The 13,104-nt window shown below is 57.9% G+C and carries 12 protein-coding genes; 9 read left to right on the forward strand and 3 right to left on the reverse strand.

Going from position 1 to position 13,104, the window contains the following annotated elements; all coding sequences use genetic code 11:
- The first annotated feature begins 96 nt into the window (after positions 1-96).
- The 9 genes from cobO (at position 97) to ACIGCM_RS09500 (ending at position 10,212) form a co-directional block, all read left to right on the forward strand.
- Positions 97-702, forward strand: coding sequence for a cob(I)yrinic acid a,c-diamide adenosyltransferase (gene cobO / locus ACIGCM_RS09460; protein WP_397501985.1), 606 nt, complete (start codon positions 97-99; stop codon positions 700-702).
- Positions 702-1,547 (forward strand): ABC transporter substrate-binding protein, encoded by an 846-nt coding sequence (locus tag ACIGCM_RS09465; RefSeq protein WP_397501788.1) that lies wholly within the window; start codon positions 702-704, stop codon positions 1,545-1,547. Before cobO ends, ACIGCM_RS09465 begins: the two co-directional genes overlap by 1 nt.
- A complete protein-coding gene (locus tag ACIGCM_RS09470; RefSeq protein WP_397501789.1) occupies positions 1,544-2,554 on the forward strand; it encodes a FecCD family ABC transporter permease in 1,011 nt (336 codons plus the stop codon). The genes ACIGCM_RS09465 and ACIGCM_RS09470 overlap by 4 nt, the downstream gene beginning before the upstream one ends.
- On the forward strand, positions 2,551-3,339 hold the full coding sequence (locus tag ACIGCM_RS09475; RefSeq protein ID WP_397501790.1) for an ABC transporter ATP-binding protein: 789 nt from the start codon (positions 2,551-2,553) through the stop codon (positions 3,337-3,339). Before ACIGCM_RS09470 ends, ACIGCM_RS09475 begins: the two co-directional genes overlap by 4 nt.
- A complete protein-coding gene (locus ACIGCM_RS09480) occupies positions 3,336-3,698 on the forward strand; it encodes a DUF1636 family protein (protein ID WP_397501791.1) in 363 nt (120 codons plus the stop codon). The genes ACIGCM_RS09475 and ACIGCM_RS09480 overlap by 4 nt, the downstream gene beginning before the upstream one ends.
- A gap of 18 nt (positions 3,699-3,716) precedes the next feature.
- Entirely contained in the window at positions 3,717-4,781 is a 1,065-nt protein-coding gene (cobW, locus tag ACIGCM_RS09485; RefSeq protein WP_397501792.1) for a cobalamin biosynthesis protein CobW, read from the forward strand.
- A 3-nt stretch (positions 4,782-4,784) separates the two neighbouring features.
- Positions 4,785-8,561, forward strand: coding sequence for a cobaltochelatase subunit CobN (gene cobN, locus ACIGCM_RS09490; RefSeq protein WP_397501793.1), 3,777 nt, complete (start codon positions 4,785-4,787; stop codon positions 8,559-8,561).
- A complete protein-coding gene (locus tag ACIGCM_RS09495) occupies positions 8,558-9,559 on the forward strand; it encodes an ATP-binding protein (RefSeq protein WP_397501794.1) in 1,002 nt (333 codons plus the stop codon). Before cobN ends, ACIGCM_RS09495 begins: the two co-directional genes overlap by 4 nt.
- A 131-nt stretch (positions 9,560-9,690) precedes the next feature.
- Positions 9,691-10,212, forward strand: a complete 522-nt coding sequence (locus ACIGCM_RS09500) for a VWA domain-containing protein (RefSeq protein ID WP_397501795.1) — start codon at positions 9,691-9,693, stop codon at positions 10,210-10,212.
- Positions 10,213-10,228: 16 nt separating this feature from the next.
- Here the strand turns inward: ACIGCM_RS09500 and ACIGCM_RS09505 are convergent, their stop codons facing one another.
- From ACIGCM_RS09505 to ACIGCM_RS09515, 3 genes are all read right to left on the reverse strand, one after another.
- Positions 10,229-10,705 (reverse strand): DUF1348 family protein, encoded by a 477-nt coding sequence (locus tag ACIGCM_RS09505; RefSeq protein ID WP_397501796.1) that lies wholly within the window; start codon positions 10,703-10,705, stop codon positions 10,229-10,231.
- Between the two features lie 96 nt (positions 10,706-10,801).
- Positions 10,802-11,011, reverse strand: a complete 210-nt coding sequence (locus ACIGCM_RS09510; RefSeq protein WP_397501797.1) for a hypothetical protein — start codon at positions 11,009-11,011, stop codon at positions 10,802-10,804.
- A 14-nt stretch (positions 11,012-11,025) separates the two neighbouring features.
- On the reverse strand, positions 11,026-13,071 hold the full coding sequence (locus ACIGCM_RS09515) for a pyridoxamine 5'-phosphate oxidase family protein (RefSeq protein ID WP_397501798.1): 2,046 nt from the start codon (positions 13,069-13,071) through the stop codon (positions 11,026-11,028).
- Positions 13,072-13,104 lie beyond the last annotated feature (33 nt).

The following is a 13,104-nucleotide window of genomic DNA, read 5'->3' on the forward strand; positions in this document are numbered from 1 at the left end:
ATTGCCACGTCCTGCCATCCCCTGTTGCTGCGCTCCGTTGAATTGTGTGCGCCTAGTCGCGTGCGCATTTTCTGATTTCAGGAGTGTCGCCAAGTGATCGATGATGACAAAAAACGCAGCCACAATGAGCGGATGCAACGTAAGAAGGCCGTGGTCGATGCCGGTATCGAACGTGCCCAAGAAGAGCGGGGCATCGTTATTCTGATCACCGGTAATGGCAAGGGTAAAACCACTTCAGCCTTCGGGACTTTGTACCGCGCGCTTGGCTATGGTCATCGCGCTGGTGTGGTGCAGTTTATCAAAGGCACTCAGGCATCCGGCGAGATCACCTATTTGCGTCAGCATGCGCCATTGGTTGAGTACCACGCCATGGCAACCGGTTTCACTTGGAACACCCAAGACTGGGATCAGGACAAGGCGGCAGCCGATGAAGCCTGGGCACATGCTGCAAAGATGTTGCAGGACCCCAGTTTGAATCTGGTGCTGCTCGATGAGCTGACTTACATGCTCAAATACAACTACCTCGACACCTCAATGGTGCTGGAGGCGATTCGGGCGCGTCCGCCACTGCAGAGCGTTATCATCACCGGTCGCGCGGCTAAGCCCGAGTTGGTTGAGCTGGCAGACACCGTCAGTGAAATCCGCGACGTTAAACATGCCTATAAACAGGGTGTCCGGGCGCAGATGGGCATTGATTTCTGATGCGAGCCTGGCTCGTTTTGGTTGCAGTACTCTGCGTGCCTGGCGTATCGGCAGCGCTGCCGCGAGTGGTCTCGACTAATCAGTGTGCCGATATGTTGGCGTTGCGCCTTGCTGCGCCAGAGCAATTGTTGTCGGTGTCGAGCAAGAGCCGTGACCCGCAGTTGTCCTCGATGGCCGGACAGGCACAAAGGGTGCCGGTGAATCATGCCAGCAGCGAGGAAATCATTGCGCTGCACCCGGACCTGGTCCTCGCTTCAAGGCGCTGGCAAAGCCACAATCAAGCTGAGTTATTGCGTCAGCATGGCATCGAGGTCGTGGTGGTGCCATACCCCACTACCTGGGCGCAGATCTTCGCCAGTACGCGGCTGGTTGCGGCAAAACTAGGGCGCGTAGAAGAGGGTGAGGCGCTGCTTGCTGACGTCCAGGCGCGGCTTGATCGACTCAAGCAACATCCCCGACCGCTGCGTGCGCTGTATCTGCGGCCTAACGGTGGCAGTGCCGGGCGCGACACCTATGTCGATACCGTGTTTCAAGCGGTGGGAGTAATCAACCATCAAGCCGCGTTGGGGCGCAGCGGTTGGGGACGGTTTAATCTGGAAGACTTGGTGCGCCAGCCGCCCGATGTCTTCGTCAGTGCCGACATGCCGATCGATCGAGGTTATGCCAAGTCAGCGTTTTCGCGCCACCCGTTCCTGCAGCAACTGACAGCGACCCGTCCGGTGTTGCAGGTTGAAGGCAATCGCTGGGGTTGCAGTGATTGGCAACTGATCTTCAGTGCCGAGCGTTTAGCAGCGCAGATCGATGCGCTGACTGCGCTGACTGCGCTGCAGTTGGGGCAGCAATGAGCCGCTTAAACGCATTGCTGCTGGTAATCCTGCTGGGGTTGTTTCTGCTGTCGTTGACCATTGGTGCCGTGCCGCTTGGCCTCGCAGATGTTGCTGGAGCCCTGCTGCGGTCGGCAGATTCCAGCGCTGATCTGGCCGATGTTGCCGTGCAGCATCAGATTATCGTTAACCAGATTCGTCTGCCGCGGGTCATTCTGGCAATCCTGGTAGGGCTTTCGCTGGGTGCCGCGGGTGCCGCCCTTCAAGGGCTGCTGCGCAATCCCTTGGCTGAACCCGGTTTGCTTGGCGTCAGCTCCAGCGCCAGTTTGGGTGCGGTGGTGTGTTTGTACTACGGGCTTACTGCATTCAGTGCTTGGTTGCTCCCGGTTGCGGCCATGAGTTGCGCAGCACTGGCAACCTTGGTGCTTTATCTGATTGCGCGTCGTCGTGCGAGTAATCTCACCCTGATTCTTGCTGGTATCGCGCTGTCTGCCTTGTGCTCGGCACTCACATCATTAGCCATCAGCCTGGCACCCAATCCAACCGATATGCAGGACATCGTACTCTGGCTGATGGGGTCGTTGAGTGACCGCAGCTTCGCGGATATCCGCCTGTGCCTGCCATTTATTGCGGCAGGTGTTTTATTGCTGCTGGCCTGTGGCCCGCAACTGGATGCGTTGACCCTTGGCGAGGACGAGGCCAGCAGCCTCGGGGTCAGCCTGCCGCGTTTGCGGGGGCAGATCATTCTCGGCACAGCGCTGTGCGTTGGCGCCAGTGTAGCGGTGACCGGCGCTATTGGGTTTATTGGCCTAGTGGTGCCACATCTGCTGCGAAAATGGGTCGGTTACCACCCCTCACGCTTGCTATTAAGTAGTGCCCTTGGCGGCGCTGTGCTGTTGCTGGCCGCTGATATCTTGCTGCGTGTGGTCAGTGGTGAACAGGAACTGATGCTGGGTGTGGTGACCGCTTTACTGGGCGCACCGTTCTTTCTTGTTCTGTTGCTGCGTCAACGGTTGGTTGCATCATGAGCGGCTTACGCATTGAACAGCTAAGCGTTGCGATTGACGGTAAAAACCGGGTCAATGATCTGTCGTTCGCGCTGGCTGCGGGTGAGTTGCTGGGCATTATTGGCCCCAATGGCGCGGGCAAAAGTAGTTTGCTCAAGGCCATTGCTCACTTGATGCCTTACTCCGGGCTGATCGAGCAGGATGCAGTGGTGTTGCAAACCCTGACCCCTCGCCAGCGTGCTCTGCGTCTGGCTTACCTTGGGCAAGGTGACAGCAGTGGCTGGCCCCTGTTGTTGCGTGATTACGTGGCGCTCGGCCGCTTGCCCCACCGGTCGCCATGGCAGCGCAGCAGTGCCGACGATGCGCAAGCAGTCGACGCCGCTATCACGCAGATGGGCTTGAGCGGATTAGTTGCGCGACGATTTGATCAGTTATCCGGTGGCGAACGCGCCCGTGCTCGGTTGGCTCGGGCCTTGGCGGTTGGTTGCCCACTGTTGCTCGCCGATGAACCAGTCGCTGCGCTCGATCCATTTCATCAGCTAAATGTCATGGCGCTGTTACGCCGCCAATGCACCCAAGGTCGCAGCGCGCTGGTGGTTCTGCATGACCTTACTCTGGCCAGCCGCTTTTGCGACCGCCTGTTATTACTCGACCACGGCAACCTGATTGCTTATGGCCCCCCGCGCCAAGTGCTTACCCCCAAGAATCTGCAACAGGTGTACCGCGTGCACGCAATGCTTGGCGAGCATGAGCAGGAAGCGTTTGTGTTGCCCTGGACCTGTCGCCCTGATGAGGAACATCCATGACCGTCACGTTGACGCTTTGCGAGACCTGTGGGTACGACGCTGCCCAGCCTGAGGCAGAGCGGCCCGGTGCCCGCTTTGTTCGTGAGGTCGAGCGTCAGCTCAAGGCTGACGATGAACTGCGCATTCAGCGCACTCGCTGCCTGATGGCTTGCCAGCGGCATTGCGCAGGACTGTTACGCGCGCCCGGCAAAATCACCTACGTACTCGGTGATTTTCAGGCCGAGCCTGAGGCGGCTACGGCACTGCTTGATTACGCCCGCCAGTACCAACTTTCTGAAACCGGTCAGGTCCCATTTCGCAATTGGCCGAGCGGTATCAAAGGTAAATTTATCGCACGAATTCCCGTGCTCGAAGACTGACTCACTGGAGTGCTTGTTATGTCCGCCAAGATCCCCGTCACTATTGTCACAGGCTTTCTCGGTAGCGGTAAAACTACCTTGCTGCGTCACATTCTGGATAATGCCAATGGCCGGCGCATTGCGGTTATCGTCAACGAGTTTGGCGAGTTGGGGATTGATGGCGACATTCTGCGTGGTTGTGGTATCGGCTGTGATGATGAGGCTGCCGAGAGCGCTGGCCAACTGTACGAATTGTCCAACGGTTGTGTGTGTTGCACCGTTCAGGAAGAGTTCTACCCGGTGATGCGTGAGCTGATCGAGCGTCGTGATCACATCGATCATATCCTCATCGAAACCAGCGGCCTGGCGTTGCCTAAACCCTTGGTACAGGCGTTCAACTGGCCAGAAATCAAGAACGCTTGCACCGTCGATGCGGTGGTTACCCTGGTCGACGTGCCAGCTGCCGCTTCCGGTCAGTTTGCCGCCAACCCTCAAGCGGTTGACGAGCAACGTCGTGCCGATCCGAACCTTGATCACGAGTCGCCTTTGCACGAGCTGTTCGAAGACCAGTTGCTGGCCGCCGATTTGGTGGTTCTGAGTAAGACTGATCTGACCGATGCTGAGTCCGTGGCGCGCGTCGAAGCCTTGGTGCGTGAGGAAGTTCCGGCACAGGTCAAGCTGGTCACCAGTCATCAGGGGCGACTCGATCTTGATTTGATCCTTGGATTATCCAGCGCCTCGGAGACAACCATTGACCAGCGTCAGAGCCATCACGATCACGGTGAAGGTGATGAGCACGACCACGACCATGACCAGTTCGACTCAGTGGTCGTCAATTTGCCTGTGGTAGACCGTGAGCGTCTGCTTAGCGTCTTGCACGACCTTGTTGAGCAGCACACATTGTTTCGTATCAAAGGGTTCGTGGCTCTTGCCGACAAGCCAATGCGCTTGGTTGTACAAGGTGTAGGCCAACGGTTTGATGCATATTTCGACCGTCGTTGGGCTGCGGATGAAACCCCTGTCACGCGCTTGGTTCTGATTGGCCAGAACCTTGACTCAGCGGCTCTGGAGCAAGCGTTACAGGCCGCGGTGGTCGAAGGTTAAGCGATGCATATGCTGACCGCGCTGCCCGGTGGATACGTCGATGACAGCGGTGCGACCCTCACCACGGTCGAACAAGACCCTGCCGATATTGTCATCCTCAGCGCCGCCGATACGACGCTGGCGTTGCTGGCAGCGGCCTGTCCACAGGCGGATTTTCCGTCTGTGCGTTTGGCGAACCTGCTGCACCTGCGCCAGCATGCGTCGATCGATTTGTATCTGGATCAGGTGCTGCAGCACGCGCGCTTGATAGTCATCGATCACTTGGGCGGCGAGAGTTATTGGCCCTACGGGACTGAGCAGTTGGTCAGCCTGTGCCAGCGCAAGGGCATTGCGCTGGCAATGTTCTCTGGCGATATGACCGAGGATCACAACCTTACGGCGCTGAGCACTGTGGCGCCGGCGGTTTGTCATCAGCTTTGGCGCTATCTGCGCGAAGGCGGACCGGGCAACGCCCGTGAGCTGTATCGGTTTATCGGCGCGCAGTTTTTCCAACTGTCGGCCCAACCATTGCCGCCGCGAGCGCTGCCGCCATTCGCGCTGTTTGATTCGCAGCGCGATGTCGCGGTGCTGGAAGATGTTCAGGCACGTTGGCTGGCAGATGCGCCCTGTGTTGCAGTACTGTTTTATCGAGCGCATTTACAGGCGGGCAATACCAAGGTGTTCGCCGCGCTGTGCGATAGCCTGTTGGCCCATGGTCTGAACCCGCTACCGATTGCATTGCTGTCGCTGAAAGATGGCCACTGCCTGGAGGCTTTGCGGCAACTCTGTACTGAGCAGAGTGTGGCGCTGATTCTCAATACCACCGCCTTTGCCGCCTCGGCGATGGATGATCCTGGCGATCATGCTTTAGTGGGGGATATCCCGGTACTGCAAGTAGTGCTTTGCGGTGGTAATGAGGCCAGTTGGCGTGCTGATGCACATGGCTTGCAGCCGCGAGACATGGCCATGCATGTGGCGCTGCCTGAGGTTGATGGACGGATTATCACGCGTGCAATCAGCTTCAAAGGGCTTGGTCAGCGCAGTGAGCTGACCCAAACCGATATCGTGGAGTATCAACCCGAGGCCGGGCGCATTGCCTTCGTCAGCGAGTTGGCGCAGCGCTGGTGTCGGTTGCGTGGCTTGGCCAATGCCGACAAGCGACTGGCGTTGATTCTGGCCAACTATCCAACCCGTGAAGGCCGCCTTGGCAACGGTGTCGGGCTGGATACACCAGCCTCGATGATTGGCATCCTCCAGCGTTTGCATGAGCAGAATTATCGGGTTGAGAATATCCCTGAAGACGGTGATGCCCTCATGCGTCTGCTGCAACAGGGGATCACCAACGACGCTGAGCAATGGGCCTTGCGTCCGGCTCAGCAGAGTCTGGCGTTGGCTGATTACTTGGCGTTTTTTGCTGATCTGCCTGAGGTCAATCGCAACGCCATTATCGAGCGCTGGGGGGCTGCCGAGGCCGATCCCATGCTCCGTCAGGGCCGCTTTATGATTGCCGGATTACGCATGGGCAATGTGTTTGTGGGCATCCAGCCTGCACGAGGCTATCAGCTCGACGCCTATGCCAACTATCACGACCCGGACCTGGCTCCGCCGCACTATTATCTGGCGTTCTACCTGTGGTTGCGGCGCAGTTGGGGCTGTGACGCAATCGTCCATGTCGGTAAGCACGGTAATCTGGAATGGCTGCCGGGCAAGAGCGTGGCGCTCAGCGAAAACTGCTGGCCGGATCTGATTTTCGGGCCTATGCCGCACCTTTATCCCTTTATCGTTAATGACCCGGGTGAGGGCAGCCAAGCCAAACGCAGGACTCAGGCAGTGATTATTGATCACCTGATGCCGCCCTTGACCCGCGCCGAAAGCTTCGGCCCGACCCGTGATCTGGAGCGGTTGATCGACGAGTTCTATGAGGCGCTTACTCTTGATCCTCGACGTGCCGCGCTGCTGCGCAAACAAGTACTGGCGTTGATCGTCGAACATAACGTTAACGCTGATCTGGGTTTGAGTGCACCGACCAATGAGGTCGAAGAACAGTTACTACTCAACCGCACGGACAGTTACCTGTGTGAGCTCAAAGAAAGCCAGATCCGCGATGGGCTCCATGTGTTCGGCAGTTCACCGCAAGGCCGACTGCTGCGTGACACGCTTTTGGCGTTGGCCAGGCATGGGGTTGGTGACGGTCAGGGCGCTAACGCCAGTCTGATTCGTGCTTTGGCCGCCGACCTAGTGCCTGGCCCCTTTGATCCGCTGGATGCCGAATGGGGCGAGCCTTGGAATGGTGAACAGCCAAGCCTGTTGCAGGCCGTTAGCGAGCAAGCCTGGCGTACCCTCGGCGATACGCGTGAGCGGTTGGAGTTGCTGGCGTTGCAGCTATTGGAAGATGTCAGCTCGGCAGATTGCGCGTTGGTTGCAAATCTGCCGCAGACCCGCGCGGTACTGCAGCGTGTTGAAACTGATCTGCGTCCGCGTTTGCTCGCCTGCGGTGAGCAAGAGCTCTACCAATTGGGACGTGGGCTAAGTGGCTGTTTTGTGCCGCCGGGACCAAGCGGCGCGCCATCACGTGGGCGTCCGGATGTGTTGCCAACGGGGCGAAATTTCTTTTCTGTGGACACCCGGATGATCCCCACGCCAACGGCTTGGGCGTTGGGTGAAAAGTCTGCCGCGCTGCTCGTCGAGCGCTATATGCAAGATCACGGAGACTACCCGCGCAGCCTGGGGCTGTCGGTCTGGGGCACGGCAACCATGCGCACAGGTGGTGATGATGTCGCTCAGGCCTTCGCCTTGATTGGTGTGCGGCCGAAATGGGCAGAGGGCAGTTGGCGTGTCAGTGATTTCGAGGTCATGCCAGCCAAGCGTATGAATCACCCACGGGTTGATGTGACGTTGCGTGTATCAGGCTTTTTCCGCGATGCATTCGCTAATGTGATGCAGATGTTCGATGCGGCTGTGCAGAAGGTTGCTGAGCAGGATGAACCGGACGAGGTCAATCCGATCCGTGCGCGCATTCGTCGAGAAACCGCGCACTTACAGGCGCAGGGCCTGGATCAAGACAGTGCTCGCCGCCGTGCTGGCTTTCGCATCTTTGGTGCCAAGCCCGGTGCGTACGGTGCGGGGTTGCAAGGCTTGATCGACTCGCGTGACTGGCAAGGCGACGCAGACCTCGCCCGTGCCTACCTGAATTGGGGCGGTTACGCCTACGGCCAGCAAGTCTACGGCGAAGAGCGGCGCGACAGTTTTGTCACCCGCCTGACGGAACTTGAGGCGGTGGTGCAAAACCAGGACAACCGTGAGCATGACCTGCTCGACTCGGATGACTACTACCAGTTTCAAGGGGGGATGAGCGCTGCTGTGCGCCATCTCAGCGGCGTCCAACCGACAATTCTTTTCGGTGATCACAGCAACCCGCAAGCTCCACGTATTCGTAGCCTGGGTGAGGAAATCAGCCGGGTAATGCGCGCGAGGGTGACCAATCCCAAATGGATCGACGGGGTCAAGCGCCATGGCTACAAAGGCGCATTCGAGATGGCTGCCACTGTCGATTACTTGTTCGCCTATGACGCCACCACAGGTGTGGTGCGTGACGACCAATACGCGAGCCTGACTGACGCTTACTTGAATGATCCGGCAACCCTTGAATTTCTCCAGCAACACAACCCTGACGCGCTGCTGGAAATCACTGAACGTTTGCTGGAGGCCATACATCGTGGGCTGTGGCAGGAACCCGGCGAATACCGCGAGCAGATAGAGCAGCACCTGCTTGGCGCTGAACATTCTCTGGAGGAACGATGAGCATAAGCCTGCAATACCCCTTTGCTGCGCTACATGGCCAGCCGCAGTTACAACTGGCGCTGCAACTCGCTGCCATCGATCCACAAATCGGCGGCGTATTGATTGAGGGCCCGCGTGGCACTGCAAAGTCGACCAGTGCGCGGGCGCTGGCAGCCCTGTTGCCGCAGGATCGTTTCGTCAACTTGCCGCTGGGGACCAGTGAAGAGCAATTGATCGGCTCACTGGACCTTCAGGCCGCGCTGCAAAACGGCGAAGTCTGCTTCAAGCCTGGCTTGCTCGCCCACGCCGATGGGGGCGTGCTCTATGTCGATGAGGTCAACCTGCTTGCCGATAGTCTGGTTGATCTGCTGCTCGATGCCTGCGCCAGCGGGGTCAACCGTATCGAGCGCGACGGCATTTCTCATCAACATGCGGCGCGCTTTGCACTGGTCGGCACCATGAACCCGGAGGAAGGCGAATTACGCCCGCAGTTGCTTGATCGCTTTGGATTATTCGTGCGTCTGGCTGCACATATTGATAGCCCGACCCGCGAAGCGATTGTGCGCAGCCGTCTGGCTTTCGACCGTGATCCACTTGCCTTTATTGAGCGTCATGGGCTCGCCCAGCAACATTTGATCAGCCAGTTACATCAAGGCCGCCAGCGGCTTAATCAGTTGGAATTTAGTGATGCCTTGCACCGCCAGGTGAGTGAGTTATGCGTCGCTGCTGGAGTGGAAGGTGTAAGAGCTGATTTGGTGTTACTGCGCGCTGCCTGCGCCCATGCGGCGTGGCAAGGCCAGGATGAGATCGGTTCGGCAGATGTCGAGGCGGTTGCTGAGTTGGTGTTGGCCCATCGCCGCAAGAATCCAGCGCAAGCGCCTTCTGCCCCACAGTCATCTGCTGCGGGTAGTACTGACGGCAATCAAACTAGCGAATCCAATTGGGGAGAAATGCCGCCACAGCCTGTGCCGACTCAAGCCCTCGCAGGGATAAGGCAACTGCCCGCAAAAAAGTCCTGAAACCGGCTGCCACAGGTGAGCAGCCGGCCAAAGGCTTGGGTTTTAGCCGTATTCGCGGGGCAGGGCTGGCGCAAAGTTCGAGGGTTCACTGGCCTCGCAGCCTGCTCAAAAAAGCCAACCAAGGGCTGCGCATGGAACATTTGCAGTTTCAGCCTCAGCCCAGCGGTGCGGGGCAACTGCATTGCTTGCTGCTCGATTGTTCCGGCTCCATGCTCAAACGACAGAACCTGGCGCTGGCCAAGGGGCTGCTGCTGCACTGGACGCGCAAGCTCTACAAACAGCGCAGCGAATTGGCGGTGATTGTCTTCGCTGGCGGTCAGGCTCGTGTGCTGCAAAAGCCACAGCGAGTTGCTGCATTCAATGAGCGCTGGATAGAGCCCATCACCGGAGGCGGTGGCTCGCCAGTGGAATCGGCTGTGCAGTTGGTCGAACAAGTACTGAGTCAGGCCCGCCGCCGTACTCAGAATAAGCAGCTACATGTTTGGTTGTTTAGTGACGGGCGCTACAAGCAGCTACCAACGCGCCCCCGGCTGGCGGATCATTGTGTGGTTGTCGACTTTGAGCACGATGCCTTGCGCTTAGGCCGTGCACAATTGATCGCCACGTCCTGGGGCGCAGACTATGTCCGCGCCGAGACGCTTGCTCAGCATTAAATTTCGTCAGGTTTATTTACAGGCCTAAATCCGAAAGGCCGGGGTGGTCATCAGGGCGACGGCCCAATGGCCAGCGGAACTTGCGCTCAGACTCAGTAATGGGCATGTCATTGATGCAGGCAAACCGATGCGCCATCAGGCCATTCTCGGCAAACTCCCAGTTTTCGTTACCGTAGGAACGGAACCAGTTACCGGAGTCGTCGTGCCATTCGTAGGCATAACGCACGGCGATTCGGTTGTCGGTAAACGCCCACAGCTCTTTGATCAGACGGTACTCAAGCTCCTTATTCCATTTGCGCGTCAGAAACGCTTCAGCCTCTGCGCGGCTGGTCGCGAACTCTGCTCGGTTGCGCCATTTTGTATCCGGGGTGTAGGCGAGGGCGACTTTGGCTGCATCGCGACTATTCCAACCGTCTTCGGCAAGCCGAACTTTCAAGGTGGCCGTCTCCCGAGTGAAAGGCGGCACAGGTTGACGAACTTCAGAGGTGGACATAGCGGTTGCTCCTGTCTGTAAGAATGAACGTTGTGAGTAATAACGGCCTTGGCTGTTAAATAGCACAGGGCTGCATTGATCTGCTGAAATAAACCATTAACGACTTGTGAACATCCATGAAAACAATGGCGGCTGCGTAGCGTTCGCCAGGTTTTCTGGCCCTGTAACCATGTGCGGGAGCAAATAGTTCGCCTCCAATGGCGTGGTTTCATCGCTTAAATATGGATGTTGGTATGAGACGTCCTTGTCATCGCGCCACAACAAAACCTCGGGATTTTTCGCGGTAATAAACGCTTCTCTGCTCATATTGTGGGCTCCAGTCAGAGATCAAGCACCAAAGGTTGGATACCGCTTTCATCCAACGCAGGTATGGAGCAGCAGATCAGCACCCTATCGCTTTCCGGCATTTCTGCTGGCGGATTGGGGTAATGGACTTTACCGCTGATCAGGCGCGTGCTGCAGGTTCCACAGGAGCCGCCACGGCAACTGAACTCAGGGGTTAGCCCACTGCTTTCTGCCAAATCAAGCAGCGTGCTGCCGTCGGGTTTCCAGCGTGCTTCGGTGGCTGAGGCAGAAAAGTAGACCGGCACCGGAACGCTGGCAGCGGGCGGCTGTGATTGCTCGCTCGCAAAACGTCGCAGCGCCGAGGGGCCAAATGCTTCGGCGTGAATGCGACTGTCAGGGATATTTACGCTGAGCAGGCCGTCGTACATGTCCTGAAGAAAACCTGCGGGACCACAGAGATAGAAGTCGTAGTCATCCAGCGGCAGCCGCGCCTTGACCTGAGCAAAGCTGAGTCGTCCAGCCACTTGATAGTGACGCTCAAGCACCGCATCTGCATCAGGGTCGCTCAGGGTGCGGTGGATGTGTAGCAATCCAGCGGAGCGTTGCTGTAGTTGATTAAGCTCTTCCTGAAATGGCAGTTCCTGCAAGCTTCTGGCGCTCTGGAACAAATGGATAGGGCGTGTGCGCTGATGTTGTTGGTTTTGTGCGACCAGCTCCCTGGCCATGGAAATCAGTGGCGTGATGCCAACGCCAGCGCCAATCAACACCACGGGTCTGGTGGTTTCTTCTATCAGGGTGAAACCGCCCAGCGGTGGGCGCGCCTCCAGCAGGTCGCCCACTTGAATCTTTTCATGCAGGTAACGTGAAGCCTTGCCCTGCAGCTTGACGCTGATACGGATGTGCCCATCGGAGGGGGCACTGGATACGCTGTACGTTCTGATCAGCGCCTCCTCGCCTGCTGCCAGAATACGCATGGGCAGATGTTGGCCAGGGGTGAAAACGAATGCACCCTTGTCCAGCGGCTCAAGCAAGAACGAGCGGATGTCTTTGCTCTCTTGCTGCACCTGCGCCACACGCCACGGGTGCCATTGTCGGCGTTGCTCGTTCTGGCGTACGCGCTCATCCGCTTCAGCCCAGGAACCGGTCATTAAACTGGTGGGGGCATAGTCATGAAATGCCCAGTGGATCGACAGAGCAGATGACCGCAGCACCACCTGCTCGATATCGAAAGTCCAAAGCCGCTCGGCACCCTCAAATGCCTTGATCAATGGGCTGTCGAGGATCAGTTCCGTGCGGCCACTAAGCTGCAACATGTCCCCGCTGGTGAAGTCGACAAAAAGCAGCCCGGCCAGTGGGTTGGCCTTGAGGTTGCCCAAGGTGTTGAAGTGCAAATTACCGGCATAATCAGGAATGGTCAGCCGATTACCTTCGACCTTGACGAAACCTGCGCGGCCTCCGCGATGTGACACGTCCACTGAACGACACTGTTCATCATGATTGAAGTAGCTGGCAATGAAGAAGGTGTCGGCATCGGTGATCATCCTGCTGGTGTGCGTATTCAGGGCGGTGAAATCCTGACGTTTGCCCTTGTTGGCTAGTCGCTCAGGCGAGCGTGTGTAAGACCTCTCCTGAATGTATTTGGGGCAGTTGCCGAAGGCGTGTTCGACGCTGACGTCAAGCTGACCTGCCGACGCGTGCTGGATAACACCATTGATGCGATTACGTCTGCGGGTGTGCAACTCGATACCGAGCATGCCAATAGCGTGGCCAGCTTTCAGGCCGGGCACCGCCGGGTCCTGAGTGTCGGGTTGTATATCAAGGCGTAAATGCTCTGGGTCCGGCGAGCTGACGAAGCCTTCAGGGCCTTCGAGCAGCGTCGCCCAAGGGCGCATCTGCGAATCCACCGTACCGACCACCATAAAGGGCAGTTGGTTATAAAACTCCCGGTGCTGGTCAGGCATGTAGGGACGAATAACCTTCTGGCCCACTGCTTCCATGCGGTCAGATGCATTGAAAATTTGCTGGAGCATTTTTTCACCGGCATGCCAAGGGGAATGACGGTGCTTGGGTAGATGATCCATGCCGAGTGCTCCTTGATAGAACCGCAGTGAAGT

This window comes from Pseudomonas sp. NPDC078700, from assembly GCF_044542375.1.
Lineage (GTDB): Bacteria > Pseudomonadota > Gammaproteobacteria > Pseudomonadales > Pseudomonadaceae > Aquipseudomonas.